The organism is Paenibacillus sp. GCM10023250, from assembly GCF_042653205.1.
In the GTDB taxonomy this organism is placed as follows: domain Bacteria; phylum Bacillota; class Bacilli; order Paenibacillales; family Paenibacillaceae; genus Paenibacillus_Z.
Genome location: NZ_JBHSHY010000032.1, coordinates 15,870 through 42,355, shown reverse-complemented (window position 1 = coordinate 42,355; position 26,486 = coordinate 15,870). Strand labels below are relative to the sequence as shown.

At 64.0% G+C, this 26,486-nt stretch carries 21 protein-coding genes and 1 pseudogene; 14 read left to right on the top strand and 8 right to left on the bottom strand.

Annotated elements, in window-relative coordinates; translation table 11 throughout:
- Nucleotides 1-365 precede the first annotated feature (365 nt).
- The 7 genes from ACFPB1_RS20590 to iolB all read left to right on the top strand — a co-directional run bounded on the left by ACFPB1_RS20590 (nt 366) and on the right by iolB (nt 10,645).
- A complete protein-coding gene (locus ACFPB1_RS20590; RefSeq protein WP_379227987.1) occupies nt 366-1,307 on the top strand; it encodes an aldo/keto reductase in 942 nt (313 codons plus the stop codon).
- On the top strand, nt 1,304-2,056 hold the full coding sequence (locus tag ACFPB1_RS20585; protein WP_379227986.1) for a sugar phosphate isomerase/epimerase family protein: 753 nt from the start codon (nt 1,304-1,306) through the stop codon (nt 2,054-2,056). The genes ACFPB1_RS20590 and ACFPB1_RS20585 overlap by 4 nt, the downstream gene beginning before the upstream one ends.
- Before the next feature lie 43 nt (nt 2,057-2,099).
- Nucleotides 2,100-5,330 (top strand): alpha-mannosidase, encoded by a 3,231-nt coding sequence (locus tag ACFPB1_RS20580; RefSeq protein WP_379227985.1) that lies wholly within the window; start codon nt 2,100-2,102, stop codon nt 5,328-5,330.
- A complete protein-coding gene (gene iolD / locus ACFPB1_RS20575; protein WP_379227984.1) occupies nt 5,327-7,192 on the top strand; it encodes a 3D-(3,5/4)-trihydroxycyclohexane-1,2-dione acylhydrolase (decyclizing) in 1,866 nt (621 codons plus the stop codon). Before ACFPB1_RS20580 ends, iolD begins: the two co-directional genes overlap by 4 nt.
- A gap of 44 nt (nt 7,193-7,236) precedes the next feature.
- Entirely contained in the window at nt 7,237-8,235 is a 999-nt protein-coding gene (gene iolC / locus ACFPB1_RS20570; protein ID WP_379227982.1) for a 5-dehydro-2-deoxygluconokinase, read from the top strand.
- Nucleotides 8,236-8,256: 21 nt separating this feature from the next.
- Nucleotides 8,257-9,717 (top strand): CoA-acylating methylmalonate-semialdehyde dehydrogenase, encoded by a 1,461-nt coding sequence (locus tag ACFPB1_RS20565; RefSeq protein ID WP_379227981.1) that lies wholly within the window; start codon nt 8,257-8,259, stop codon nt 9,715-9,717.
- A 109-nt stretch (nt 9,718-9,826) separates the two neighbouring features.
- The gene (gene iolB / locus ACFPB1_RS20560; RefSeq protein WP_379227980.1) at nt 9,827-10,645 is read left to right on the top strand and encodes a 5-deoxy-glucuronate isomerase; all 819 of its coding nucleotides are present in this window, start codon (nt 9,827-9,829) and stop codon (nt 10,643-10,645) included.
- A gap of 163 nt (nt 10,646-10,808) precedes the next feature.
- Here iolB and ACFPB1_RS20555 read toward each other — a convergent pair whose 3' ends face one another.
- The 5 genes and pseudogenes from ACFPB1_RS20555 to ACFPB1_RS20535 form a co-directional block, all read right to left on the bottom strand.
- Complete coding sequence (locus tag ACFPB1_RS20555) at nt 10,809-11,834, bottom strand: ribose-phosphate diphosphokinase (protein WP_379227979.1); 1,026 nt, start codon at nt 11,832-11,834, stop codon at nt 10,809-10,811.
- A 377-nt stretch (nt 11,835-12,211) separates the two neighbouring features.
- Nucleotides 12,212-12,454 (bottom strand): annotated as a pseudogene (locus tag ACFPB1_RS20550) (SDR family oxidoreductase); the annotation flags it as partial.
- A gap of 23 nt (nt 12,455-12,477) precedes the next feature.
- Complete coding sequence (locus tag ACFPB1_RS20545; RefSeq protein WP_379227978.1) at nt 12,478-12,780, bottom strand: DUF1330 domain-containing protein; 303 nt, start codon at nt 12,778-12,780, stop codon at nt 12,478-12,480.
- Between the two features lie 136 nt (nt 12,781-12,916).
- Entirely contained in the window at nt 12,917-14,524 is a 1,608-nt protein-coding gene (locus ACFPB1_RS20540) for a response regulator transcription factor (RefSeq protein ID WP_379227976.1), read from the bottom strand.
- A 5-nt stretch (nt 14,525-14,529) separates the two neighbouring features.
- Nucleotides 14,530-16,326 carry a sensor histidine kinase gene (locus ACFPB1_RS20535; protein WP_379227974.1) on the bottom strand — a complete coding sequence of 599 codons (1,797 nt, stop codon included), beginning with the start codon at nt 16,324-16,326 and terminating at the stop codon, nt 14,530-14,532.
- Between the two features lie 324 nt (nt 16,327-16,650).
- Between ACFPB1_RS20535 and ACFPB1_RS20530 the strand changes: the two genes are divergently transcribed.
- The 3 genes from ACFPB1_RS20530 (at nt 16,651) to ACFPB1_RS20520 (ending at nt 20,257) form a co-directional block, all read left to right on the top strand.
- Nucleotides 16,651-17,580 carry an ABC transporter permease gene (locus ACFPB1_RS20530; RefSeq protein WP_379227973.1) on the top strand — a complete coding sequence of 310 codons (930 nt, stop codon included), beginning with the start codon at nt 16,651-16,653 and terminating at the stop codon, nt 17,578-17,580.
- Nucleotides 17,581-17,602: 22 nt separating this feature from the next.
- Nucleotides 17,603-18,517 carry a carbohydrate ABC transporter permease gene (locus ACFPB1_RS20525; RefSeq protein ID WP_379228006.1) on the top strand — a complete coding sequence of 305 codons (915 nt, stop codon included), beginning with the start codon at nt 17,603-17,605 and terminating at the stop codon, nt 18,515-18,517.
- Between the two features lie 120 nt (nt 18,518-18,637).
- The gene (locus ACFPB1_RS20520) at nt 18,638-20,257 is read left to right on the top strand and encodes an extracellular solute-binding protein (protein WP_379228004.1); all 1,620 of its coding nucleotides are present in this window, start codon (nt 18,638-18,640) and stop codon (nt 20,255-20,257) included.
- A gap of 244 nt (nt 20,258-20,501) precedes the next feature.
- Here the strand turns inward: ACFPB1_RS20520 and ACFPB1_RS20515 are convergent, their stop codons facing one another.
- The 3 genes from ACFPB1_RS20515 to ACFPB1_RS20505 all read right to left on the bottom strand — a co-directional run bounded on the left by ACFPB1_RS20515 (nt 20,502) and on the right by ACFPB1_RS20505 (nt 22,961).
- Nucleotides 20,502-20,699: a twin-arginine translocase TatA/TatE family subunit gene (locus tag ACFPB1_RS20515; protein WP_379227972.1), complete on the bottom strand. Its 198-nt coding sequence runs from the start codon at nt 20,697-20,699 to the stop codon at nt 20,502-20,504.
- An 80-nt stretch (nt 20,700-20,779) separates the two neighbouring features.
- Nucleotides 20,780-21,337: a RidA family protein gene (locus ACFPB1_RS20510; RefSeq protein ID WP_379227970.1), complete on the bottom strand. Its 558-nt coding sequence runs from the start codon at nt 21,335-21,337 to the stop codon at nt 20,780-20,782.
- A gap of 16 nt (nt 21,338-21,353) precedes the next feature.
- Nucleotides 21,354-22,961, bottom strand: coding sequence for a flavin monoamine oxidase family protein (locus tag ACFPB1_RS20505; RefSeq protein ID WP_379227969.1), 1,608 nt, complete (start codon nt 22,959-22,961; stop codon nt 21,354-21,356).
- 388 nt (nt 22,962-23,349) lie between these two features.
- On the opposite strand from ACFPB1_RS20505, the gene ACFPB1_RS20500 reads away from it, so the two are divergent.
- The 4 genes from ACFPB1_RS20500 (at nt 23,350) to ACFPB1_RS20485 (ending at nt 26,472) form a co-directional block, all read left to right on the top strand.
- On the top strand, nt 23,350-23,580 hold the full coding sequence (locus ACFPB1_RS20500) for a MerR family transcriptional regulator (protein ID WP_379227967.1): 231 nt from the start codon (nt 23,350-23,352) through the stop codon (nt 23,578-23,580).
- Nucleotides 23,577-24,329: a twin-arginine translocase subunit TatC gene (tatC, locus tag ACFPB1_RS20495; RefSeq protein WP_379227966.1), complete on the top strand. Its 753-nt coding sequence runs from the start codon at nt 23,577-23,579 to the stop codon at nt 24,327-24,329. Before ACFPB1_RS20500 ends, tatC begins: the two co-directional genes overlap by 4 nt.
- 320 nt (nt 24,330-24,649) lie before the next feature.
- Nucleotides 24,650-25,624, top strand: a complete 975-nt coding sequence (locus ACFPB1_RS20490; RefSeq protein ID WP_379227965.1) for a methylenetetrahydrofolate reductase — start codon at nt 24,650-24,652, stop codon at nt 25,622-25,624.
- The gene (locus ACFPB1_RS20485) at nt 25,621-26,472 is read left to right on the top strand and encodes a sugar phosphate isomerase/epimerase family protein (RefSeq protein ID WP_379227964.1); all 852 of its coding nucleotides are present in this window, start codon (nt 25,621-25,623) and stop codon (nt 26,470-26,472) included. The genes ACFPB1_RS20490 and ACFPB1_RS20485 overlap by 4 nt, the downstream gene beginning before the upstream one ends.
- The last annotated feature ends 14 nt before the right edge of the window (nt 26,473-26,486 follow it).

The following is a 26,486-nucleotide window of genomic DNA, read 5'->3' as shown; positions in this document are numbered from 1 at the left end:
AGACGCTGCTGGCGCAGGGCGCGGTCGGTACGGCATATCGGGTGCGGCTTCGGCGCGAGACGCCGCGGGAGCGCCCGCCGAAAGCGGATAATAAGCCGAAGGAAATCAGAGGTAATAGCGAAGGAAATCGCGCGGGTTGAAACGGCGTGGCGGTCGGGCGCGCCGGCTGCAAGGCAGCGCTCGATCTGGAACCGATACCAGAAGTTGGGTGCGGCACTGGCCGCGAGGGCGCAAGACGATGTCGGCAAGACGGTAAGACGGTAAGACAACGAGATACTAGACAGCAGGACATTAGACAGCAAGGCAGGAAGACGGCAAGACGGCAAAATATCACCTGCACTTATACGCTCTAAGGAGGATGCACAATGCATACGATGCGGATTCAAGGCGTGGACAAGCCGGTATCCCGGCTCATACTCGGCACCGGCGACCTGCGGTCGCTCGACGACAACGAACGGGCGATGCTGCGCGCGTACGTGGACGCCGGTGGCGCCACGTTCGATACGGCCCACCAATACCGGGGGCGCGAGAAGCTGCTCGGCCAATGGCTTGCCGAGGAGAACCTGCGCGACAAGGTCGCCATCCTGACGAAGGGCGCCCATCACGATGACGGCAGCCCGGGCCCGAGGGTCAATCCGGCGGCGATCCGCCAGGATCTGACCGAAAGCCTGGAGCGGCTCGGCACGCATCACGTCGAGCTGTACGCGCTGCACCGCGACGATCCGTCGGTCGAGGTCGGCCCGATCGTCGAAGAGCTGCACGCGCATGCGGAAGCGGGACGGATCGGCGCGTTCGGCGCGTCGAACTGGACGCACGAGCGGATCCAGGAAGCGAACGACTACGCGGCCGCGCACGGCTTGACGGGCTTCGCGTTCAGCAGCACGAACCTGAGCCTGGCGAAGCCGCAGGCACCGCGCTGGCCAGGCGTCGTCTCGGCGGACGAGGCGACGATCGCGTGGCACGCGGCGAACGGCATGCCGCTCCTGTCGTGGTCGGCGCAGGCCGGCGGGTTCTTCTCCGGGCACTTCACGCCGGATGACACCTCCAACGAAGAGATGGTGCGCGTCTATTATAACGAAGGCAACTGGGAGCGGTATAACCGCGCCGTGCGGCTCGCTGCGGAGAAGGGCGTCACGCCGATCCAGCTCGCGCTGTCGTACGTGCTGCATCAGTCGTTCGCGACATGCGCGATCATCGGGCCGCGCAAGCCGGAGGAGCTGGTCTCGTCGATCGAGGCGATGCAATTGAAGCTGACGGCGGCGGAAGTGGAATGGCTGGATTTGAAAAGGGAGGCGATCGCGGAATGATTCGGGATAAACTGGCGGCGCAGTTATTTACGGTACGGAACGAAGCGAAGAAGGACTTTGAAGGCTTGCTGCGGGAGCTGGCCAAGATGGGCTGGGCAGCCGTTCAGATCGACGGCCTGCACGGCAATCCGGCCCGCGACATCGCGGCGATCGCGAAGGAGCTCGGCCTGAAGACCGCCGGCATGCACGTCGGCCTGCCGCGCATGCGGGACGACCTGGACAATGTGCTCGAAGAAGCGCGCTTGTTCGACACGAAGGATTTCATCTGCCACTCGCTGCCCGACGGCCTGCAGAATCCCGAAGGCTACGCCAGCGTCAAGCGCGACCTGCTGGACGTGGCGAAGCGGGTGCAAGGCACGGAGTTCCGGGTCGGCTACCACAACCACGATTTCGAATTCCACACGATGATGGACGGCAAGTACGCGCTTGACTATCTGCTGGAGGACCCGGCGGTGTACGCCGAGATCGACACGTATTGGGTGAAGAAAGCGGGCCTCGACCCGCTGTCGTACATCGGCAAGTACGCGCACCGGATGCCGATTCTGCACCTGAAGGACATGACGAACGACGAGCGGCAGTATTTCGCCGAGATCGGCTCCGGCGTCATCGACTTCGCGCCGATTCTCCGCTGGGGGCTGGCAAGCGGCGTCGAATGGTTCGCGGTCGAGCAGGACTACTGCCCGGGCAGCCCGCTGGACAGCCTGGCGCAGAGCCTCGAGTACTTGCGCAAGCTGGAAGAGACGCTCTAAAACGGCGCAGCGGCTGACGCGGCCGCGCGAAGGAGAGGAACCCATGCTATTTACGGAATCGAAATTGGCAGCCCGGCTGCGCGAGATGAGCGAGACCCGCTACCGCGACGCCCGGCCGCTGGATAGATTTGCCGCGATCGAGGACGAGGCGGGCGCGAACGGCGCCCGTCCTCCCGCGTCCGGCGCGGCGTTCGAGCTGCGGATCGGCGACACGTGGCAAGGCCGCGACCGCTATGTCTGGCTCTCGCGCGAGATTGAGGTGCCGGCGGAATGGGCCGGCCGGACCGTGCTCGGCCGGTTCGACTTCGGCGAGACCGGCGGCGGCAACAACGACGGCTTCGAGTCCTTGCTCTATTGGAACGGCGTGCCGTATCAAGGCGTCGACTCGAACCATCAGGAAGTGTTCCTGCCGGCGGACGCCGCGGGCCGGACGGGCCGCGCGGACATCCGGCTGTGGACGGGGCTCGAGGGCGGCGGCAAGCCGCGCGACATGAAGCATACCGTGAAGCGCGCGGAGCTGTGCTGGCTCGACGAAGCCGTCGACGATCTCTACTACACGGGCCAAGCCGTGCTCGGCACGATCAAGGAGCTGGACGGCTCGCATCCCGACCGGGCGGCGCTCGTGAAGGCGCTCGACCGCGCGTTTCATCTCATCGACTGGTCTCAGCCGGGGGCGGACGCGTACTACGCTTCCGTCTATGAAGCCCGCGAGCTGCTGAACGCCGAGCTGGGCGCGCTCGAGAAACGTTCCCCGGTGACGGTCACCTGCATCGGCCACACGCACATCGACGTCGCCTGGCTGTGGCGGCTGAAGCATACGCGCGAGAAGAGCGCCCGCTCGTTCTCGACGGTGCTGCGTCTGATGGAGCGGTACCCGGACTACGTGTTCCTGCAGACGCAGCCGCAGCTCTACGCCTACCTCAAGCAGGATTACCCGGACCTCTACGCGCAGATTCGCGAGCGGATCCGCGAAGGCCGCTGGGAAATCGGCGGCGGCATGTGGCTCGAGGCCGACTGCAACCTGACGTCGGGCGAGTCGCTCGTCCGTCAGTTCCTGTTCGGCACGCGGTTCATGCGCGAGGATTTCGGCGCGGAGAGCACGTACCTGTGGCTGCCGGACGTGTTCGGCTACAGCTGGGCGCTGCCGCAGATTCTGAAGAAATCCGGCTTCGACACGTTCATGACGACGAAGATCAGCTGGAATCAGTTCAACCGGATGCCGCACGATACGTTCAAGTGGCGGGGCATCGACGGCTCCGAGGTGCTGACGCATTTCATTACGACCCCGGACGACTGGGAAGAGGCGAACGCGTTCTTCTACACGTACAACGGCTTCGTCACGCCGGAGACCGTCAAGGGCATCTGGGACGGGTACCGCGATAAGGAAGTCAACCAGGAGCTGCTGCTCTCGTACGGCTACGGGGACGGCGGCGGCGGGGTGAACCGCGAGATGCTGGAGCTGCGGCGCCGGCTGGACGCGATGCCCGGCCTGCCGAACGTGAAGACGGGGCGCGCCGACGATTATTTCAAGCGGCTGCAGGAGTCGTTCGCGTCGACCGACCGCTACGTGCACACGTGGGACGGCGAGCTGTACCTGGAATACCACCGCGGCACCTACACGAGCCAGGCGTACAACAAGCGGATGAACCGCAAGCTGGAGCTGCTGTACCGCGAGACGGAATGGCTGAGCGCGCTCGCCGCCGCGCAGCAGGGCGATTGGAGCGGGTACGCGCAGCGCGAGCTGAACGAAGGCTGGACGATTATTCTGCGCAATCAGTTCCATGATATCATTCCCGGCTCGTCGATCGCCGAGGTGTACGCGGACAGCCGCGAGGAGTACGCGCAGGCGCAGGACATCGCGGACGAAGCGTGGCGGAACGCGGCGGCGGCCGTCGCCGGCGGCGCTGGCGGCCGGGCGGAAGCAGGCGCGCTGACCGTGTTGAACGGCTCGCCGTGGGAGCGGCGCGACGCGATCGCGCTGGACGCGGCGGCCGCGCCGGCGGGGAGCGCGTGGAGCGACGCCGAAGGCCGGCCGCTGCGGGCGCAGCTCGCGGACGGGCGCTGGCTCGTGGAAGCGCCGGCGGTGCCGCCGCTCGGCGTGACGGCGCTGCATCATGCGCCCGGCGAAGCCCGGGCGGCCGCGTCCGCGCCTACGGAGGCGCCGTTCGCGCTGGACGGCCGCAGGCTGAAGACGCCGCACTACGAGCTGGTCTGGAACGAAGCCGGCCAGCTGACGCGGATCTATGACCTGGATTACCGCCGGGACGTGCTCGCGGAGGGCGCGCGCGGCAATGTGCTGCAGGTGTTCGAGGACAAGCCGATGCATTTCGACGCGTGGGACATCGATATCTACTATCAAGCGAAAATGCGCGAGATCGCGGACTTGGTCTCGGTCGAACTCGTCGAAGCCGGTCCGCTCGCGGCGACCGTCGCCTTCGCGTGGCGGTACGCGGGCTCGTCGGTGACGCAGAAGCTGACCGTCTATGCGGACAGCCGGCGGATCGACTTCCGCACGGAGATCGATTGGCGGGAGCACCAGCAGCTGCTGAAGGTCGCCTTCCCGGTCGCGGTGCGCGCGACGGAGGCGACGTACGACATTCAGTTCGGCAATGTCAAGCGGCCGACGCATTGGAACACGAGCTGGGACTACGCCCGGTTCGAGACGGTCGGGCATCAGTGGGCCGACCTGTCCGAGCGCGGTTACGGCGTCAGCCTGCTGAACGACTGCAAGTACGGCTACGACATCAAGGACAACGTCATGCGCCTGTCGCTGCTGAAGTCCGCGATCCATCCGGATCCGAACGCGGACATCGGCGAGCACGCGTTCACGTACGCGCTGCTGCCGCATGAAGGCGATTGGTACGCGGGCGGCACGGCGCAGGAGGCGTGGGCGCTGAACAATCCGCTGACCGCCGCGCCCGGCGCGCCGGGGCAGGGCACGCGGTCGCTGTTCGCGCTGTCGGCGCCGAACGTGATGGTCGACGCCGTCAAGAAGGCGGAGGACGGCGAGCGGATCGTGCTGCGCGTCCACGAATACGCGGGCATCCGCACGCAGGCGGAGCTGCGCAGCGATCTGCGCATCCGCTCGATGGCGGAATGCGACCTGATGGAGCGGCCGCTCGGCGGCGAGGAGGCTGGCGGCGAGCGGGACGGCGCTGCGACCGGCTTCGAGCTGAAGCCGTACGAGATCAAGACGTTCCTGATCGAGCTGGAACCCGGCCTGCCGGACACGGCGGGCGCGGCAAATGCGAAGAATGGAGGCGGACGCGCATGAGCACGATCCGATTGACCATGGCCCAGGCGCTGCTCAAGTTCCTGGATAATCAATACCTGTCCGTGGACGGGGAGGACATCAAATTCGTCCGCGGCGTGATGGGGATCTTCGGGCACGGCAACGTGACGGGCCTCGGCGAGGCGCTCGAACGGGCGTCCGGCGAGCTCGAATTCATCCAAGGCAAGAACGAACAGGGCATGGTGCATGCCGCCGCGGCGTACGCCAAGCAGAAGAACCGACGGCAGATCTACGCCTGCACCTCGTCGATCGGCCCAGGCGCGCTCAACATGGCGACGGCGGCCGCGACGGCGACGGTGAACCGCATTCCGGTTCTGCTGCTCCCGGGCGACAACTTCGCCGGCCGCCAGCCGGACCCCGTGCTGCAGCAGCTCGAAGTGCAAGGCGACTACACGGTCGCCGCGACAGACGCGTTCAAGCCGGTCAGCAAGTACTGGGACCGGATCGTCCGGCCGGAGCAGCTGATGGCGTCGCTGCTGCAGGCGATGCGCGTCCTGACCGATCCGGCGGAGACCGGCGCCGTGACCTTGGCGCTGCCGCAGGACGTGCAGGCCGAGGCGTACGATTACCCGGCCGCGTTCTTCGCCCGGCGGGTGCACTACGCCGACCGCCGTCCGGCGGCGCCGGACGCCGTGCGCCGCGCGGCCGACGCGATCGCCGGCAAGCGCCGGCCCTTGATCGTCGCGGGCGGCGGCGTGCTGTACGCCGAAGCCGCGGATGACCTGCGGCGGTTCGCGGAGGCGTTCGGCATTCCGGTCGCGGAGACGCAGGCCGGCAAGAGCGCGATGCCGTGGAACCATCCGCTCGCCCTCGGCGGCGTCGGCGCGACCGGCACGCTGGCGGCGAACCGGATCGCGGCCGAAGCGGACGTCGTCATCGGCGTCGGCACGCGCTTCTCGGACTTCACGACCGCGTCCAAGTCGGCGTTCCGCCGGCCGGACGTCGCGTTCGTCAATCTCAACGTCAGCGCGTTCGACGCCGTCAAGCTCGAAGGCGTCGCCGTGACTGCCGACGCGCGGACGGGCCTTGCCGCGCTGCAGGCGGAGCTGACGGCGCGCGGCTACGGCAGCGGCTACGCCGAAGGCGAGATCGCCGCGCTGAAGGCGGAGTGGGACCGCGAGGTCGACCGCCTCTACGCGCTCGAGCGCGAGGACGGCTTGACGCAGACGCGCGCGCTCGGCGTCATCAACGGCTTCGTAAGCCCGTCGGACGTCGTCGTTTGCGCGGCCGGCAGCCTGCCCGGCGACCTGCACCGCGTCTGGCGGACGACCGAGCCGAAGACGTACCACATGGAATACGGCTTCTCGTGCATGGGCTACGAGGTGAGCGGCGCGTTCGGCGCGGCGCTGGCCGAGCCGGAGCGGGACGTCTACGCCTTCGTCGGCGACGGCAGCTACCTCATGCTCCATTCGGAGCTCGTGACGGCGATCCAGGAAGGCGTGAAGCTGACGGTGCTGCTGCTCGACAACCACGGCTTCCAGTGCATTCATAATTTGCAGCGGGGGCACGGCAGTGACGGCTTCGGCAACGAATTCCGCTTCCGCTCCAAAACGACGGGACGCCTGAACGGCGCGTACCTGCCGATCGATTTCGCGATGCACGCCCGCAGCATGGGCGCGGCCGCGTACACGGCGCATACCGCGGAAGAACTCGCGGACGCGCTGCGCCGCGCCAAGGAAGAGGAAGGCCCGGTGCTGATCGAGATCAAGGTGCTGCCGGGCACGAATACGGACGGGTACGAATCGTGGTGGCACGTCGGCGTGCCGGAGGTGTCCGCGAGCGGCAAGGTCGTCGCCGCGCACGGCCGGATGCAGGAAGCGCTGCGGTCCGCGCGTCCGTACTGAGCTCGTTTCCCTTATCTCGAACCTACATCTAGGAGGGCTGCCCGATGGAAAACACCCTTGCGTTTCCCGCCGGCCGGCCGCGCGACTTCGTCGCGATCGGCCGCCTGTGCATCGACCTGAACGCCAACGAAATCAACCGTCCGATGGAAGAGACGATGACCTTTACCAAATACGTCGGCGGTTCGCCCGCCAACATCTGCATCGGCATGGCCCGCCTCGGCCACCGCACGGCCTTCATCGGCAAGACCGCGAACGACCAGATGGGCCGGTTCATCCTCGGCTATCTGCGCGATAACGGCATCGACGCGGCCGGCGTGACGACGGACCGGACGGGTGCCGTAACGGGGCTCGCGTTCACGGAGATCAAGAGTCCGGAAGACTGCAGTATCCTCATGTACCGCGACAACGCCGCCGACCTGCTGCTCGCGCCAGGCGAAGTGGACGAAGCGCTGATCGCCGACAGCCGGGTGCTGCTCGTCTCCGGCACGGCGCTCGCCAAGAGCCCGTCGCGCGAGGCGGTGCTGCTCGCGATCCGCTACGCCCGCAAGCACGGCACGAAGGTCGTCTTCGACATCGATTACCGCCCGTACACGTGGACGTCGCCCGAAGAGACGGCGATCTACTACCACCTGGCGGCGGAAAAGAGCGATATCATCATCGGCACCCGCGAGGAGTTCGACATGCTCGAGCGCTTCGACGGCAACGCCGAACGCAGCGATGCCGTCACGGCGGCGCAATGGTTCGGCTGCCATGCCGAGCTCGTCGTCATCAAGCACGGCAAGGACGGCTCCATTGCCTACGGCAAGGACGGCGGCTCGCACCGGGGCGCGATTTTCCCCGCGAAGGTCGTCAAGACGTTCGGCGCCGGCGATTCCTATGCGGCCGGCTTCCTGCACGGCCTGATGCAGGGCTGGAGCGTCGACCGCAGCATGGCCTACGGCAGCGCGGCGGCGTCCATCGTCATCTCGAGCCACAGCTGCTCCGACGCCATGCCGACCGCCGGGCAAGTCGACGCTTACATCCAGGCATCCCAACACGCGTAATTCCGAAAGGAGATCATCCCTATGTCCCGCACGAACGCACCGGCCTTACTGAACAACTTCATCGGCGGCGAGTGGACCGCCTCCGTCTCCGGCAGCTCCGAGCCGGTCTATAATCCCGCGACCGGCGAGATCATCGCCTATGCGCCGCTCTCGTCCAAGGACGAGCTGGACGGCGCCGTGCGCGCCGCGCTGGCCGCCTTCGAGACCTGGAGCAAGACGCCGGTTCCGCGCCGCGCGCGCATCTTGTTCAAGTACCAGCAGCTGCTCGTCGATCACTGGGAGGAGCTGGCCCGCATCGTTACGCTGGAGAACGGCAAGAGCTACACCGAAGCGCACGGCGAAGTGCTGCGCGGCATCGAATGCGTCGAGTTCGCCGCGGGTGCGCCGTCGCTCATGATGGGCCGGCAGCTGTCGGACATCGCGACCAATCTGGAATCCGGCATGTACCGCTACCCGGTCGGCGTCGTCGGCGGCATCACGCCGTTCAACTTCCCGATGATGGTGCCGTGCTGGATGTTCCCGCTCGCCATCGCCTGCGGCAATACGTTCGTGCTGAAGCCGTCCGAACGGACGCCGCTGCTCGCGAACCGGCTCGCGGAGCTGTTCCGCGAAGCGGGTCTGCCGGACGGCGTGCTGAACGTCGTCCATGGCGCGCACGACGTCGTGAACGGGCTGCTGGAGCACCCGGACGTCAAGGCGATCTCGTTCGTCGGCTCCCAGCCGGTGGCCGAATATGTCTATAAGACGGCGTCGGCGCACGGCAAGCGCGTCCAGGCGCTCGCCGGCGCGAAGAACCATTCCATCGTCATGCCGGACGCGGACCTCGACGCGGCGGTGACGCAGATCGTCGGCGCGGCCTTCGGCTCCGCGGGCGAGCGCTGCATGGCGTGCTCCGTCGTCGTGGCCGTCGGCGAAGCGGCCGAACCGCTCATCGCGAAGCTGGTCGAAGCAGCGGACAAGATCACGATCGGCAACGGCATGGATGAAGGCGTCTTCCTCGGTCCGGTCATCCGCGGCCCGCACAAGGACCGCACGCTCGGCTACATCGAGTCGGGCGAGCGGGACGGCGCGGTGCTGCGCCGGGACGGCCGCGCGGACGCGGCGGCTTCGGGCGACGGGTACTTCGTCGGCCCGACGATCTTCGATCACGTGACGAGCGAGATGAAGATCTGGAAGGACGAGATTTTCGCGCCGGTGCTGTCGGTCGTGCGCGTCGCGACGCTGGACGAGGCGATCGCCCTCGCGAACCGCTCGGACTTCGCGAACGGCGCGTGCCTGTTCACGCAGAACGGCAGCCATGTGCGCCGCTTCCGCGAGACGATCGACGCCGGCATGCTCGGCATCAATCTGGGCGTGCCCGCGCCGATGGCGTTCTTCCCGTTCTCGGGCTGGAAGAAATCGTTCTACGGCGACCTGCACGCGAACGGACAAGACGGCGTGGAGTTCTACACGCGCAAAAAAATGGTGACGGCGCGCTGGTAGCCGCCGGGCCGGGGCGCGGGGCGCGCCGCGGCGCAGCCTGCCGGGCATCGAAGCTGCGGCAGCGGCCTGCGCGTGCGGCCGCTCCGGCCTCGCCAGAGAGGAGCGCAACATGAGCGAACTGATCGTGAAGCCGAACCGGACGCCGGATGCGGACGGCAATGTGCTGCGCATCACGCCGGAGACGGCGGGGTGGACGTACGTCGGCTTCGAGGTGTACCAATTGGAAGAAGGGGCGCGGCTGAGCGTCCCAACCGGGGAGCGCGAGGCGTGCCTCGTGCTGCTCGCAGGCCGGGCGGACGTCGCCACTACGGAGCAGGCGTGGACGAATATTGGGGAACGGATGAACGTCTTCGAGCAAATCCCGCCGTACGCCGTCTATGTGCCGAGCGGCGACCGGTTCGAGGTCGCCGCGCGGACCGGGCTGCGGCTCGCCGTCTGCTGGGCCCCGGGCAAGGGCACGCACCCGGCCCGGCTCATCGGGCCGGAGCAGGTGGGCGTCGAAGTCCGCGGACAGGGGAGCACGGAACGGCTGATCCATAACATTTTGCCGGAATCCGAGGCGGCGGACGGCCTGCTCGTCGTGGAAGTGTTCACGCCCGGCGGCCACTGGTCCAGCTACCCGCCGCACAAGCACGACCGGGATCATCTGCCCGAGGAATCGCTGCTCGAGGAGACGTACTACTACGAGGTGCAGCCGGAGCAGGGCTTCGCGGTGCAGCGGGTGTACACGGACGACCGCTCGCTCGACGAGACGCTGGCCGTGAAGCACGGCGAGGCCGTGCTCGTGCCGCGCGGGTATCATCCCGTGTCGGCACCGCCGGGCTACGACGCGTACTATTTGAACGTCATGGCCGGACCGGTGCGGACGTGGAAGTTCCATAACGATCCCGACCACGCGTGGCTGATGCCGAAGCCGGCGGGGAAGTAGAGCCCGGAGCCGGGGGCACGAAGCCGCTCGAGCGGGGCGTACGAAAACGCAGAGCGCGGGGGCGGTGACCGTCCGCCCGAACGAACCGAATACGCTGAACGGCGACAGCCTTGGACCGTATGTACTCGCGTCCGGGGCTGTCGCTGTTTAAGGGCCTAAATGGTTAAGACGGCGAAGATTTCGCCTCGGTGCATTCGTCCATCGGGAACGCGTCCGTCGAGCACGCGACGACGCTGCCCGGCACGCGCTCGAACAGCGGACTCACCGATTCCTTCCGGTAAATGCGGCGGATGGCTTCGCCGAACAACGGCGCCACGGAGATGCACTGGATTTTGGCCGAATGGGCGAGGTGCGGATTTTCCACGGAATCCGTCACGATCAGCCGTTCGATCGCGCTCGCGTCGATCCGGCGGACGGCCGCTTCGTTCAATACCGCATGGGACAAGCAGGCCATGATGCGCTTGGCTCCCCGCTCGACCAGGCATTTCGACAGCTCCGCGATCGAACCGCCCGTCAGCGAGAAGTCGTCGACGATGACCGCCGTTTTGCCACGGACGTCGCCGATCAGATCCAGGATCTCGGCCCGCTCCCGGTGGTCCTTCCGCGTCTTGTCCCCGATCGCCATCGTGGTGCCGAGGTAATTTGCGTACTTCCGCGCTTGCTTCGCGAACCCGGCGTCCGGCGAGACGACGACGATGTCGTCCAGCCGCATCCGCATGATAACCTCGCACAGCACCGGCAGGGCGAAGAGATGATCCACTGGCTTTTTGAAGAAGCCTTGAATCTGATGGCTGTGCAAATCCATCGTCACGACGCGGTCCGCTCCGGCCAGCTCGATGGATTCCGCGCAGACGCGCGCGCGGATGGACACGCGCGGCTCGTCCTTCTTGTCGCCCTTGGCGTAGCTGAAATACGGCATGATGACCGTCACGGAGTGGGCGCTCGCCCGCTTGAACGCATCGACCCAGAACAGAATTTCGACGAATTCGTTGTTCGGATTCAAGCCGATTGACTGCACGAGATAGACGTCCTTGTCGCGGACCGTCTCGCCGATCCGCACGAACGTGTTGCCTTCGGAGAAGGTGATCGTCTCGGACCGGCCGAGCTCGACCTCCAGGTAGTCGCAGATCTTCCGCGCGAAGCCGATCCCGGAGCTGCCCGCAAAAATTTTGATCCCGGCGTTTTCCATGTCGCACCGTCCTTTGTCGATGGTTGTTCTACTCCGCATACAGGCTGCGTACGCGCTCTTCCCGTTACACGTGTTGCCCAAATGTGAACCATCCATCCGTGCGGCTGCGGTCGGCTGCTGCTGTTTCCTCTTTCCTTAATCTACCATACATGTCCTCGCGCGGCATGATGCGCGGGTACGAACGAGTGGTGCGGAGCGGCATCTCGAACGAACAAGAGGCCAACCGTCTCCCGGTCGACCTTTCAGCAACCCCTTTCTATATGTGTCGCAAAGAAACGGCCACTTAACTGAAGCAGCCGTTTCTTTTCATAAGAAGGATAAATTCATTTCTATTTCTACAAAATCCAAACGTGGATACGCACAGGTAAACACATCGGTTAAACAGTAGGTACAGTTCCGCCATCGATCACATATTCCGCCCCTGTAATCGATGCTGCTCGGTCGGATGACAGGAAGGCTACGAGCTCCCCAACCTCTTCAGGATACCCGGGACGCCCAATCGGGATACCTCCGAGCGCATCCATCACGGATTGCAGCGCGCTCTCAAAGCTGCCCGTAACCTGTGCGATTCGCTCCATCATGGCGTCTGCGGCCGTGGTTTGAATAAAGCCTGGCGCAACCCCGGGCATGGTTGGATGCGAGATCATATTGCTTGCTCTGCCAAACCTTCAATAATGATGCCTCTGTATGTCCCGCCCCTTAATCGATGCTTCACCGCATCCTGGTAAGCAGGGCTATAATACCAAGCTTTAGCTGCCTCGAAGCTTGGAAATTCAAGCAATGCTGCGCCTTCGATGCGTGGACCCTCGATGACTTCGTGAGTTCCATACATAGCGAGCGGCTTGATCGGATGTCCTGACAGACCTGCCGGAGCTTTAAGCGAATATTGTTCCAACTCTGACGGGTTGAACGTTGCCTCTCTAATAAAAATAATGTAAGCGGACAATGGAATAACACCTCATTTCGCTTTGTCTTGAAAGGACTCTGTTAGTATAACCTTGACTAAAATAGGCGTCTAATTTATTGTTCTCATATTATTAATTACTATTATTCATGTATGTGGCGGCACGTCGATGACGATTTTATCGTGCCCGATCCATACTCTCTCCATGCTTATACTCGTTCGGCGACACGCCGGCCTCCTGCTTGAACACCTTGACGAAGTACGAGTAGTTGGCGTAGCCGGCTTTCTTCGCTACGGCGAACACCGACAGGTTGGTCGAACGGAGCAGCTGCTTCGCGGCCGCGATGCGCGCTTCGATGATGTACGCGCCGAGGGAGACGCCGGTCTCCTTCTTGAACAGCCGGGCGAGGTAGTCCGGATGGAGGAAGAAGACGTCGGCCAGGCTGTTGCGGGTCAGGTCCTCGCCGTAATGCGCGCGGATGTACTGCTTGATCTCGTCCGCGACGGACGTCGGCTGCTCCGCGAAGCGGCGGTAGTCCATGGCGGTGCCGACCAAGGCGCGCAAGTAGGCTTCCATGTCCTCGACGGAGTGCAGCGATTGCGCGAGCAGCCGCTCGTTCGCCCGGCCTGCGTACAGCTGATGCGCCTGAATGCCCTTCGACTTGAGGAAGGCGTAGACGAGCTGCATCATGTCGAGCCGGAACAGGTTAAGCACCGGCGTCGTGAACCCCGGCTGCCGTGTTTGTTCGTCCAAGTACCGCGACGTCTCCGCCAGGAATTCGCCAGGCTTGCTCTGGTCCAGCAGCGCCTCCAGCCGTGCCAGGTCCGGCGGGAGGTAGCAGTCCTCGGCCGGGCCGCCGCCGTCCGCGAAGACGACCCGGTTGCGGCGCTTCACGAGCTCGTCGTTCGCCCGCAGCAGCTCCCGCAGAATCGCGCTCGCGCCGCCCAGCCGGCCGGCTCGGCCGACGAGACAGCAAGCCTCGCTCTTGAGCGCGCGCTTCGCCTGCTCTACGAACGCCGCGCACAGCGCCTCGAGCGCTTCGGCAGCCGGCGGCCGGTGCCATTTCAAGATGGCGATCCATTGATGCGTCTTGTATTCCAGCGCCGTCTCGACGGTGAATGCCGGCTGCCGGAACAGCTCGTGGAGGACGTTTTGCAGGGCGAAGTCGAACAGATGCTTCTCCTCCCGGCCCATGGTGCCGTCCTCGGGGAAGAGGCGCAGCAGCACGGGCTGCACGGGATCGTCCGGCGCGTAGCCGAGATGCTGCTCCTCGACGGCGTCCGCGATCTCGGCCGGCCGGAGCGGGGAGGAGGCGCTGCCGCTGACGAGCTTCCGCCAGAAGTGCTCCAGCATCTTCGCCTGATTCCGCTGCCAGTAGCGGCCTTCCTCGATCGCCCGCGCGTCGCGCTGCTGCTCCCGTGCCCGCTCGACGGCCTTGCGCAGGATAAGCATCAGCTTGTCGAACTGGATCGGCTTCAGGAAGTATTCGAAGCTCCGCAGCTCGATTGCCTTCTGCGCGTAGTTGAAGTCCGCGTAGTTGGTCAGGAAGATCGCCTGCACGTCGTACCGCTCCTCGCGGATCCAGGCCAGCAGCTCGAGGCCGCTGCCCTGCGGCATTTCGATGTCGGAGACGAGAATGTGAACGTCATGGCGCCTCATAACCTCGCGCGCCTGGGCGACGTTATGGGCGGTATGGACCGTCCCGATGCCCAGCGACGCCCAGTCGATCTTTGTCTCCAGCGCGGTCACGACGAAGTAATCGTCGTCCACGAGCAGCACATTCATCGCCTTCAAGCTCCTTTTCCGGATGATGTCGCCGTTCCTGCCGTTCCCGTCCCTCTCGCCATCCGCGCCGCCGCTTCCGGCGGCTCCGGCAGCTCCAGCACGACGAGGGCGCCGCCGCCGTTCGCGCCCCCAAAGCTGACGGACGCCCCGTCGCCGTACAGCTGGGCCAGCCGCTGCACGGTGTTCGCGATGCCGATCCGCGTCCCGCCCGAACGGTCGAGCGGCTCGCCGCGCCGCAGCTTCGCCAGGACGTCCGGCGCGAAGCCGGGGCCGGTGTCCGCGATGCGGATCACCGTTATGCCTCCGTCCCCGTCCGTCTCCTCGCGCAGGCGGCGCTCGACGTCGATTGTGATCGCCGTCTCGTGCTCGCGCGACACTGCGTATTTGACGGCGTTCTCGACGAATGTCTGCAGCACGAGCGGCGGAATGTGCACGTCCCGTACGTCCTCGGCCCGCGAGATCCGGTAGACCAAGGAGTCGCGGTAACGGCTGCGCTGAATCTCGAGGTAGATCCGCACATGCTCGAGCTCGTCCGCGAGCCGCACGAAATCCCGGCCCTCCCGGAAGATATACCGGAAGTACGCGGATGTCGACAGCGTCATCTGCTGAATCTCTTCATCCATGCCCATTTGCGCCATGCTATGAATCGTCGTGAGGCAGTTCAGGAAGAAATGCGGCTTGATCTGCAGCTTCATATAATCCAGCTGGATGCGCTGCTTCTCGAGCTCCCGCTCGTAGATGTCGATCTTGTATTCCTTGATCTGCTTCACGAGGTTCCGGAACTGCCGGTTCGCCTTCTCGAGCTCCGCTATCTTGCTGCTCTGCGCGCCGATCGGCTCGCCGTCGCCGGTCCAGAGGGCGAGGTTGTAGGAGAAACTCTTGATCGGCTGCAGCACCTTGTGCTTGAAGTAGAGCAGGATGAAGCAGAGGCTGGCGGCGACGATGACGGCCAGCAGCACGATGAGCAGCTGGGCGATCATGATTTTCTCGAACGCGCCGAACTGGATGACGAGCTGCACGTAGAAGGACGCATTCGTGAAGTCGCCGTTCACCGTCGTCTTCGGCTGCACCAGGTCGAGCAGGGCGGCGCGCGCGGGACTCGGGTCCAGCAGCTTGCCCTTATTGGAGATCGGGCTGGTGACGCGGCTGCCGTCCTCGCTGATCAGCGACGCATAGCCGTTCTCGCCGAGGTTCGTCTCGCGCAGCGGGCGGATCAGGTCGTCCGCCGAGATCAGGCAGATGAGGTAGCTGTCATGATAGGGGACGATGTTGAGAATGAAGGATTTGCCCGCCAGCTGGACGGTCGACCACCAGGAATAGAGCTTCTCGTAATAGACCTTGTCCTTGATGTAGAGGCCGACCTGCTTCTGCAGCGCCTGGTATTCCTTGTACGTCATGCCCATGGGGGCGCAGTTCTGCAGGTAATCCTTCTTGTCGAAGTAGAGGAGGAAATTGTACTGCTCGCCGTAGCCCTTCTGCACCTCGACGAAGCGCCGGTACAGCGTCTTGCTCGCCTTTAGGAATTCGGGTTCGTCCGGGGCGTGCGCGTTCATCACCCTGACGTTCTCGTCGTTGGCGAGCGTCCAGCCCATGAAGTGGTTGATGTAGGCGAAGTCGGCATTGATCCGGTTGATGTACAGGTACGACGTGTCCCGCAAATCCCGGGCCGACTGCTGCTTGACGATCGCGATCGACGCGAAGCTGATGATGAAATCCAGGATCAGCGCGGAGAACGAAATGATCAAGATGATTCGGACGTAGTGCTGGATCGGATGCAGCTTGCGCTCCGTATGACGTGCCATCAGCCCCGCAAGTCCCCCTCTCTGCCGGCGCTGCCGCCGTAATCGCTTTCACTGTCAGATTATTATAAGGCCGATGCGCGAAAAAACAAGCCGGAAACGAGCTCAAAACCGCCGAATGTCCGGAAAGTGACGGCAAAAAGTCCGGTTTCCGCCGTTCCTCGGCCGCCCGGCCGCCGAGATCGGCCCGCAGCGCAGCGCGGCGCCCGCGAAAAGTCCGAATAACGCGCGGAGGAGGTCCGCCCGCCGCCGGGCGGGGACCCGTATACTGGGAGCACACCGAACGACGCGTACGCTCGTTCATCGGGCTAAAGGGGGCTTCGAGCATTGATCAACACGCAATCGGGAGGCCATCCGCGGCGGACGTTTAAGCGGATAAGCCGGAACTGGGGGCTGTACCTGCTGCTGCTGCCGGCCGCCGCGCTGCTGCTGTGCTTCACGTATAAGCCGATGTACGGCGTCATTATCGCCTTCAAGGATTTCAATCCCGTGTCGGGCATACTGGGCAGCCCGTGGGCGGGGTTCAAGTATTTCGAGAAATATTTCCATTCCTATCAATTTCCGATCACGATCAAGAATACGCTCATTATCAGCCTGTACAGCTTCGCGACGTTCCCGATCCCCATCCTGTTCGCCCTCGGCGTCAACCAGCTGCGGGCGGGTCGGTTCAAGCGGGTGTTCCAGACGGTCACGTACATGCCGCACTTCATCTCGACCGTCGTCGTCGTCGGTCTGATGCTCATCCTGCTCTCGCCCGGCAGCGGGCTGATCGGCAGCCTCTATCGCCTGTTCGGGGCCGAGGCGCCGAACCTGATGGGCTCCGGCGGGCTGTTCAGCAGCGTCTATGTCTGGTCCGACGTCTGGCAGCACACGGGCTGGGACAGCATCATCTACATCGCGGCGCTGTCGTCGGTCGATCCGAGCCTGTACGAGGCGGCGACGGTCGACGGGGCGAGCCGGTGGCACAAGATCCGCTACATCGATATCCCGATGCTCATTCCGACCGCGGTAACGCTGCTCATCCTGCGGGTCGGCGGCCTGCTCGGCGTCGGCTTCGAGAAGGCCTACCTCATGCAGAATAACCTGAACATCTCCGGCAGCGAGGTTATCTCGACCTACGTGTACAAGATCGGGCTCATCAGCTCCCAGTACAGCTTCTCGGCGGCGATCAATCTGTTCAACACGGTCATTAATTTCGCGCTGCTGCTGCTGGTCAATTGGGTGTCCAGAAAATATTCCGAGCACAGTCTCTGGTAAACGGGAGGGAGGCTGAGACATGATGGAAGCGGCAACGAAGCTGCCCGCGCGTCCGCCCGCACCGGCGCGCTCCGGCGATAAGCTGCTGGAGACGCTGCTGTACATTTGGGCCGCCGTCGTGCTATTGATTGTGGTATATCCGCTCTACTTCATCGTCATCGCGTCGTTCAGCGACCCGTCCGCGGTCGGGAACGGGAAGGTGTGGCTGCTGCCGAGCGGCTTCACGCTCGACGGCTACAAGGAGCTGCTCAAGCATGCCAATATCTGGGTCGGCTACCGCAACACCATCCTCTACACGGTCGCCGGCACCGCGATCGGCCTGGCTGTCAACGTGTCAGCCGGCTACGCGCTCTCGCGGCGGGATCTCGCGGGTCGTAAGGCGATATCGCTGTTCTTCATCTTCACGATGTTCTTCAATGGCGGGCTCATTCCGACGTTTCTGACGATCCGCGACTTCCACTTGTACGATACGTTCCTCGTCATGGTGCTGCCGTTCTCGGTCGCGGTGTTCGACATTATCGTGGCGCGGACGTTCTTCCGCACGAGCATTCCGGCGGAATTGTGGGAGGCGGCGCAGCTCGACGGCTGCGGCAACCTGCGGTTCTACGTCCTGATCGTGCTGCCGCTGTCGAAGGCGATCGTCTCGGTGCTCGCGCTCTGGTTCGCGGTGGGGCAGTGGAACGCGTACTTCAACGCGCTGATCTATCTGCAGAACAAAAACCTCTTTCCGCTGCAGCTGATCCTGCGGGATATCCTGATCACGAACCAGATGCAGACCGCCCTCGGCACCGGGGAAGCGGCACAAATCGCGCTGCGCCTGGCCAATCTGCTCCGCTACTCCGTCATCATCGTCTCCACGCTGCCGATCATATGCTTTTATCCCTTCGTGCAAAAGTATTTCAACAAGGGGGTGATGATCGGCGCGGTGAAGGAGTAGCGGCGCCGCCTGCGGGCAGCGCATGCAAGCATGGAAAGAACGAAAGTCGAACCCATCCATTGAATAATGCATAGGGGGATTCTACGCATGGCAAACGCATCGACACGATCCGCATTCCGTATGCTGTCCGGCTTGACCCTGATCGCCGTGCTGGGCACGAGCGTGCTTGCGGGCTGCAGCGGCAACAACGACGGGCAGAAGACGAACGCGCCGGCCGCGAACGGCGGCACAAACGCGAAGACCGGCGACGGCAATTTCCATCAGGCCGGGATGCCGATCGTCGACGAACCGGTCACGCTCAACGTGCTGACGATCCGCTGGGGCAACATGGGGGACACGTTCACGAAGAACGCCTGGCTGCAGGACCTGGAGAAGCGCACGAACGTCAAGATCAACTGGCAGGTCGTCTCTTCCAACGACTGGGGCGATCAGAAATCCGTCATGCTGGCGAGCGGCAAGCTGCCGGACGTCATCATCGGGGATCTCGCGTTCGGGGACTCGGACATCGTGAACAACCTCGGGATATTCCGGCCGCTGGACGAGTACGTCGACAAGTATATGCCGAACCTGAAGGCGGCCATGCAGGAGTCGCCGGAGCTGAAGAAGCTGAGCACGTTCCCGGACGGCAAGATGTACTCGCTGCCCGCGCGGCTGCCGTCGCGTCCGGTATCGTCCGTGCAGCCGGTCATCAACAAGGATTGGCTCGACAAGCTCGGGCTGAAGGCGCCGACGACGGTCGACGAGCTGTACGGCGTGTTGAAAGCATTTAAGGAACAGGACCCGAACGGCAACGGCAAGGCGGACGAAATACCGTACAGCGATTCGGGAGACCTCGACATGAACGTCCTCGCGCCGTTTGGCATCACGGACCTGCGGGGCAACCATATGCTCGTGAAGAAGGACGGCAAGACGGAGTATTACCCGACGTCGGAGGCGTACAAGGCGGGCCTGGAGTGGGCGCATAAGCTGTATGCCGAAGGCTTGATCGACAAAGAAACGTTCACGCAGGACGGCACGATGCTGACGGCGAAGCGCCAGAACCCGGATGCCGCGCTGGTCGGCTTCTCGTACCAGTGGACGCCGGACGCCGTGTTCGGCCAGTGGAGCAAGCAATACGAGACCATCGCGCCGATCGCGGGCCCGGACGGCAGCAAGTACCAGCTCGGCGAGCCGAACGGCATGAGCTTCCGCCGCAACGAGATGCTGATCACGACGACGTGCAAATATCCGGAGGTCGCCGCCCGCTGGGCCGACGAATTCTACACCGGCGAAGCGAGCATCCAGAACTTCTGGGGCGCGATCGGCACGACGATCGAGAAGAACGGCGACGGGACGTACACGCTCATGGATCCGCCGGATGGCACGAGCGCGGACGCGTGGTATTGGGACGGCTCCCTGCGGGACTTCGGTCCGAAATACGCGAGCCCGTCGTTCGAGAAGAACATCAAGCTCGATCCGTCGAGCGGCGATGGCCTGAAGCTGCAGCTCGACAGCCTGGGCAAGGAATATGTGACGGAGCCGTTCCCGGACGTCATGTATACAGCCGAGGAGTACGCGGACCTGCCGACGCTGACGACCGACATCGACGGCTACATCGCCAGCACGCGGGCGAAGTGGATCACGAAGGGCGGCATCGCGGAAGAGTGGGACGGCTACGTCAAGAAGCTGAACGACATGGGGCTCGAGAAGCTCGTCAAGATTTATAACGACGCGTATGCGCGTTATCAGGAAGTGAAGTAGGCCGGCGCGTGCGGCCGCCGGCCAGTCGCCTGCCCTGGGCCTGGCGGGCGGCTATGGCCAAGCCGCGCGAGAGCAAGCCGCCCATCCGGCCAAGCTCGAAGCGCAACGAACGGCCGAGCCGCGAGGCGATTAATCCCGCTAACGTTTCGCATGCAAAAAGATCGTCCCTCCGCGAGCCGGAGGGACGATCTTTTTTTTGCGCTCGCGGGAGCCGGAACGGCAGCCTTGCTTGCGCTTAGCCGCTTTAGCCGTTCGCTTGCGACGGCTTGGTCTCCGCCGCGTCGTCCTTGGAATCCGAGACGAGCTCCTTGGCGGACGACTTGAACTCGTGCAGCGTGCGGCCGACCGCGCGGCCGAGCTCCGGCAGCTTGGAAGGACCGAAAATAATGAGCACGACGACCAGGATCATCATCAGGCCGGGGAAACCGACGTTTTGCAGCATGGCTATCCTCTCCGTTCAGGGGGTAGTCGCCGAGGCGCGCCCCGTGGAGCGGGGCCGGCCGGCGCTAGCGTGAAGCGCGATTAATCTTGGTTATGATTGCTCGGATACGCGGCGACCGCTTCGATCTCGATCAGCCAGTCGGAATTGACGAGGCCGGCGACGCCGACGGTGGAACGGGCGGTCTTCGTCGGATTGTCCTTGGTATTGAAGTACTTCGCGTACGCGGCGAACCAGCCGTCGAAGTCGAACTTGCCGCCCTTCGCGGCGTCCGGGGCGATGTAGACGCGCAGGTACGTCACGTCCTTCATGGACAGCCCTTGATCCTTCAGCTGCTTCTCGATGTTCTTCAGCACGCTGATGCCCTGCGTCTCCGTGTCGCCGTACCGTTCGTAGACCGTCTTGCCGTCCTTGTTGATGACGGAAGGCGTCGTGCCGCTCGTCTCGAACGTGGCGAGGTTGCCCGGCATGGCGACGGCGCTGGCGATGGACGAGGTGGGGCTGCCGTAAAATTCCGCCTCGTGAATCGGGGCGAGCGGATACTTGTTCGGCGTAATCGCGGCGTACACGCTCGCGGTCGCGGCCAGGCACGAGATGATGACGGCACCGGCGGCGATTTTCATTTTCAGGTTCATGGGCATGGGCGGCTTCCTCCTCCTATTCTTTCATGACGCGTTCGTGGATATCGGTGACGACCGAGCGGGCGGAGTCGATCGCGCCCGCCATCCAGGCCGTAATGTAGCTGATGTGTTCCCCGGCGAGGTAGACGCGGCGGTCGGGGCGGCACAGCACCGGATAGTTCGTCTTGCGGTCCTGCGCCGAGTACGACACCCAGCTGCCCATGTTGTATTTGATCGTCTTCCAGTTGACGGAGAACGACGCTTCGAATTCATCATAATATTGCGGGTGAATCTTGAAGCCCTGGGCCAGCGCGAGCGCTTCGCGGTCCTTGAAGGAGAGCGCGCCGAGTTTATCCGCTTTGGCGCCGAAGGCGTAATAGCCGAGCAGCAAGCCTTTCTTCGCGAAATAGTTCGTCGGCGGATAGTAGATCGACGAGATGTCCATGTTCGTCAGCGTATTGCCGCCGAAGATGAGATCGTCCTCTTCCCAGAACCGGCGCTTGAACTGCAGGCCGATTTTGCCGGCGTTCGCGTAATTGGTGTTGTTGATCGCGTTCGTCATTTCCCCCGACAGGTCGTGCTTGATCGTTTTCAGGACGGACAGCGGAATCGTGCAAATGCAGTAATCCCCTTCGATCTGCTTGGCTTCGCCGCTCAGCAGGTCGGTGTACGACACCTGCACCTTGTTGCCGACGTGCTTGAACTCGGTGACCTCCGCGTTACGCTTGATCCGGTTGCCGAGCCGCTTCTCGAACGCCTTCGGAATTGCGTCGATGCCGCCGACGGGGTGGAACATCATCATCTGCTGGTCATATTCGTATTCGCTGCTGAGATAGCTCGCGAAGCCGGAGTTGATGATCGCCTTCATGTCGAACGGGTCGCGGATGACGCCGGCGTCGAGGCGGGAGCCCGGTTCGTCCTTGTAGCCGCCGCGCGAGGAGCCCTTATAAAAGAGATCCGCGTCCAGATTGCCTTCGGAACGGAGGTAGGCGACGATCTTCTCCTTCTCCTCCGCTGACACCGGCAGGTCGAGCCCCGGCTGGTTGATCGCCTTGGCCAGCAGCTCGCTGATGTAGCCCCTGACGTCGGCCTTGGCCGCGCGCTTGCGGACGGGCGTATTCGAGAGGGAGCTCGGCACGTTGTCATTGTAGTAGTAGGCGCTCTCGTTCACGTTGTTGAACGGCTCCATCTGGATGCCGAACTCCCGGCAGTATTCCATCGTGGAGTGGAACTGCGGGATCCGCATGCAGCCGGCGTTCAAGTAATGGCCGTCGTCGAAGCGGGCGACCTGCTTCTGCCCGCCGACCTCGGTGACGGTCGTGCCGCGCCGCACCGACCAGTTGCGGCCGCCGGTACGGGCGCGCGCCTCGAGGATGGTGCAGTCGTAGCCGGCTTTGCCGAGCTCGTAGGCGGCCGTGAGGCCGGCGAGGCCTGCGCCGAGAATGACGATTTTTTTGCCGGAGCGGCCCGTGCCCTTCAGGTCCCAACTGGATGGGGGCGTATATTCCGCCGCCTTCATCGTCTGGGGCGTGAGGAGACCCATCGTGCCCATGACGCTGAATACGGCGGCGGCGCCGCCGATCTTGCCCACCGTAGTGAGAAATTGCCGGCGCGAGACTTCGTTCGGCATTTCTTTCGATTCCATGCGCTCAACTCCTTTTGGGGGATCGTCGGTTCGTTCTGCGAGCAATGTAACACGGAATTTTTCGGCAATTCCAATATTTTGTGAGAAAGTCTTACATAAATTAATTTTATTTATCTGATAAAAATATTCGATCAAACCTGAACATATAGGCAAAATTCCCCAACAAATGTACGGAAATGAACGTAAAAATCGCCAACCCTATCGATTCGAAGCGTATCCAATCGACAATTCGCCAACGTGCACCGGGCATTCAGTCCCATTGAAATCGGTATAGGCTGCTGTTATCATTCGTGCCAAGAAGGGAATTGTAAGGTTTTCTGACATCCCTCTTGCCCGGGTCACTCGCCCGGCGTCCGACTACTACATCGTTTAGGGGAGGCCGTTGGAGATGCAGGACAAGGTAATGAGCATTGGGATCGTGTGCGATTTGACAGGCTTGACGGAAAGGCAAATCCGGTACTACGAGGAGCGGCAGCTGGTATTTCCCGTCCGGACGAAGGGCGGCGCGCGGAAGTATTCCTTCGACGACGTGGAACGGCTGAAGGAGATCAACAGCAAGCTCCGGGACGGCTTTCACACGTTCGAGCTGCGCAAAGGCGGAAGGGCGTGCGGCGAATGAAGATGAGCGAAGAAACGATGTCGATCCTCGGCCATCTGTCCGAGCTGCGGACCCGCATCTGGCGCATTCTCGCGGTGGTTCTGGCGTCGCTCGGCGTCGGCCTGTACGTATCCCCGAAGGTGCTCCGCTATCTCAAGAGCGTGCCGCCGGGCTCGGAGATGACGTGGAACGTGTTCTCGCCCTGGGACGGCATCCGCATGTACATGACCATCGCGGTGGCGTTCGCGCTTCTGGTGTCGCTGCCGTTCATCCTGTTCCAGCTGTGGGGGTTCGTGAAGAAGGGGCTGCATCCCGCGGAACGGGCGGCGGCGCTGCGCTACGTGCCATACAGCGTGCTGTGCTTCCTGATCGGGATCGCCTTCGGGTATCGCATCGTGTTCCCGATGAGCTACGCGTTCACGTCGCGGATCACGCGGAGCATGGAGCTCGTCGAGACGTACGGCGTGGCGCAGTATTTCGGCTTCATGTTCAACATCATCCTCCCGCTCGCGATCGCCTTCGAGCTGCCCGTCGTCGTCATGTTCCTGACGAAGATCGGCGTTCTGACCCCGGCAGCGCTCCATAAGATGCGGCGCTACGCGTACCTGATCCTCGTCGTCGTCGCGAGCCTCATCTCCCCGCCGGAGCTGATCTCCCACCTGATGGTGTTCGTGCCGCTCGTGCTGCTCTACGAGATCAGCGTGCTGCTGTCCCGCGTCGTCTACGGCAGGCGGCGAAGCGCGGCGATGGCCGAAGCCTCCGGCGCGTAATCCCCGGGCCTGCCGGCGCTGCGTCGTCGGCAGGCCCGGGGCAGGTCCGGCCGGCAGGCTTGACCGGGCCGGCCGGTACCGAGGCGCGCGCCTAGGCCGTCAAGCCCCCGAACCGCTCGAAAGAGCGGTTTTTCGCATGTCCGCAACCGCGTACGGCCCGGCCAAATTACGGAATTTCCGCGCCGGCATAGGATTATGCAGCCGCCGCGAAGAAATAATGTGAAGTATGTAAGGTAGGCGTACCGCCGGTTTCATAGATTGCGAGAGCCGAATAGACTATCGTACAGCGAGAACAACGACCGACCAAGGATGTGAACCCCATGCTCAGAGATAAAATCGCCCGGAAAGCACCGGGCATCGTCACGTACGGCATGACGCCGCCGAAGGCATCGCACGAGCCGGACAAGATCGCCGAGATCGCGCGCAAGCAGGCCGAGCGGCTGGAGGGCCTCGGCATCGACGGCCTGATTCTGTACGACGTGCAGGAGGAGAGCGACCGGATCGACGAGGACCGGCCGTTTCCTTACTTGAAGACGATCGATCCGACGGCGTACAGCGAGCGATACTTAAGCGGGGTCGACGTGCCGAAAATCATCTACCGCTGCGTGGGCCAAGATTCGAAGGCGCAATTGGCGCGGTGGCTGCAGGCGGAGCCGGACGAGGACCGGTTCGCCGTGTTCGTGGGCGCGTCGTCGAGCCGGCAGGAAGTGTCGCTGCGGCTGCCGGATGCGTACGAGATGAGCCGGACGCTCAATCCGAACCTGACCTTCGGCGGCGTCGTTATCCCGGAGCGGCATCTGAAGAAGAGCGACGAGCATCTGCGCATCGCGGACAAGGTCCGGAGCGGCTGCGGCTTCTTCGTCTCGCAGGCGACATATAACGTCGAAGCGACGAAGAACCTCCTCTCGGATTATTACTATTACTGCCAGGAGCAGAAGCTCGAGATGGCGCCGATTCTGATCAACCTAGCGCCGTGCGGCTCCGCCAAGACGCTGGCGTTCATGAAATGGCTCGGCATCAGCATTCCGAAATGGCTGGAAAACGAGCTGAACCACTCGCACGACGTGCTCGACAAGTCCGTGACGCTGCTGCACGACATTTTCGAAGAGATCCTCGATTTCGGCCTCGAGAAGGGCATGCCGCTCGGCTGCAGCGTGGAGAGCGTCTCGACGCGCAAAGTGGAGATCGACGCGTCCATTCAGCTCGTCCGGGACATCCAGGCGATGATCCGGGCGAAAATGCCGTCGGCGCTCGCGGGCGCCGCCGACCGGCCGCTCGGGAGCGCGCCGCGATGAGAATCGGCATCTTCGCCAAGACGTTCCGGCGCGATTCGCTCGCCGGCGTGCTGGACGTTGTCCGGGCGCACGGCTTCGCGAGCGTGCAGTTCAACATGGCCTGCGCGGGCATGGCGTCCATGCCGGAGCGCGCCGACGCGGGCGTCGCCGCCGCGGTGAAGCGGGAAGCGGACGCGAGAGGCATCCGGCTCGAGGCCGTCTCGGGCACGTTCAACATGGCGCATCCCGATCCCGCCGTCCGGGCGGAGGGCTTGCGCCGGCTGGCCCATCTCGCCGCGATGTGCGGCGAGATGGGCGTCGGGATCGTCACGATCGGCTCGGGCAGCCGGAACCCGGATGACATGTGGGCGCCGCATCCGGACAATGGCGGCGCCGAGGCGTGGCGCGATCTGCTCGCGTGCATGGAGCGGGCGCTCGCCGTAGCCGAGCGGCGCGGCGTCGTGCTCGCGCTCGAACCGGAAGCCGCGAACGTGGCGAACGACGCCCGCGCCGCGCGCCGGGTGCTGGACGCGATGGGCTCGCCGCTCCTGCGGATCGTGTTCGACGCCGCGAACCTCGTCATCGGCCGCGCGCGCGCGAGCTGGGCCGGCGTGCTCGAGGAAGCGGCGGAGCTGCTCGGCCGCGACATTGTGCTGGCCCATGCCAAGGACGTCCGCGCCATGGACGCGCGCGGCGAGGGGGAGGGCGGCGGGTCGCCGTTCGCGGCGGTCGGCCGGGGCGATCTCGACTTCGCCGGATACTTCCGGCTGCTGCGGTCGGCGGGCTTCGACGGGCCGGTCGTCATGCACGGGCTGGAGGAGCAGGACGCGGCGGCCGGCCTCGCGCATTTGCAGCGCGCACTTAGCTGAGCGGGGTGCTTTTG

What these genes read in the sequence shown, in the direction of transcription:
- ACFPB1_RS20590 (WP_379227987.1), top strand. Translation starts at nt 366, where the DNA reads ATGCATACGATGCGGATTCAAGGCGTGGACAAGCCGGTATCCCGGCTC.
- ACFPB1_RS20585 (WP_379227986.1), top strand. Translation starts at nt 1,304, where the DNA reads ATGATTCGGGATAAACTGGCGGCGCAGTTATTTACGGTACGGAACGAA.
- ACFPB1_RS20580 (WP_379227985.1), top strand. Translation starts at nt 2,100, where the DNA reads ATGCTATTTACGGAATCGAAATTGGCAGCCCGGCTGCGCGAGATGAGC.
- iolD (WP_379227984.1), top strand. Translation starts at nt 5,327, where the DNA reads ATGAGCACGATCCGATTGACCATGGCCCAGGCGCTGCTCAAGTTCCTG.
- iolC (WP_379227982.1), top strand. Translation starts at nt 7,237, where the DNA reads ATGGAAAACACCCTTGCGTTTCCCGCCGGCCGGCCGCGCGACTTCGTC.
- ACFPB1_RS20565 (WP_379227981.1), top strand. Translation starts at nt 8,257, where the DNA reads ATGTCCCGCACGAACGCACCGGCCTTACTGAACAACTTCATCGGCGGC.
- iolB (WP_379227980.1), top strand. Translation starts at nt 9,827, where the DNA reads ATGAGCGAACTGATCGTGAAGCCGAACCGGACGCCGGATGCGGACGGC.
- ACFPB1_RS20555 (WP_379227979.1), bottom strand. Translation starts at nt 11,834, where the DNA reads ATGGAAAACGCCGGGATCAAAATTTTTGCGGGCAGCTCCGGGATCGGC.
- ACFPB1_RS20540 (WP_379227976.1), bottom strand. Translation starts at nt 14,524, where the DNA reads ATGAATGTGCTGCTCGTGGACGACGATTACTTCGTCGTGACCGCGCTG.
- ACFPB1_RS20535 (WP_379227974.1), bottom strand. Translation starts at nt 16,326, where the DNA reads ATGGCACGTCATACGGAGCGCAAGCTGCATCCGATCCAGCACTACGTC.
- ACFPB1_RS20525 (WP_379228006.1), top strand. Translation starts at nt 17,603, where the DNA reads ATGGAAGCGGCAACGAAGCTGCCCGCGCGTCCGCCCGCACCGGCGCGC.
- ACFPB1_RS20520 (WP_379228004.1), top strand. Translation starts at nt 18,638, where the DNA reads ATGCTGTCCGGCTTGACCCTGATCGCCGTGCTGGGCACGAGCGTGCTT.
- ACFPB1_RS20515 (WP_379227972.1), bottom strand. Translation starts at nt 20,699, where the DNA reads ATGCTGCAAAACGTCGGTTTCCCCGGCCTGATGATGATCCTGGTCGTC.
- ACFPB1_RS20510 (WP_379227970.1), bottom strand. Translation starts at nt 21,337, where the DNA reads ATGCCCATGAACCTGAAAATGAAAATCGCCGCCGGTGCCGTCATCATC.
- ACFPB1_RS20505 (WP_379227969.1), bottom strand. Translation starts at nt 22,961, where the DNA reads ATGGAATCGAAAGAAATGCCGAACGAAGTCTCGCGCCGGCAATTTCTC.
- ACFPB1_RS20500 (WP_379227967.1), top strand. Translation starts at nt 23,350, where the DNA reads ATGCAGGACAAGGTAATGAGCATTGGGATCGTGTGCGATTTGACAGGC.
- tatC (WP_379227966.1), top strand. Translation starts at nt 23,577, where the DNA reads ATGAAGATGAGCGAAGAAACGATGTCGATCCTCGGCCATCTGTCCGAG.
- ACFPB1_RS20490 (WP_379227965.1), top strand. Translation starts at nt 24,650, where the DNA reads ATGCTCAGAGATAAAATCGCCCGGAAAGCACCGGGCATCGTCACGTAC.
- ACFPB1_RS20485 (WP_379227964.1), top strand. Translation starts at nt 25,621, where the DNA reads ATGAGAATCGGCATCTTCGCCAAGACGTTCCGGCGCGATTCGCTCGCC.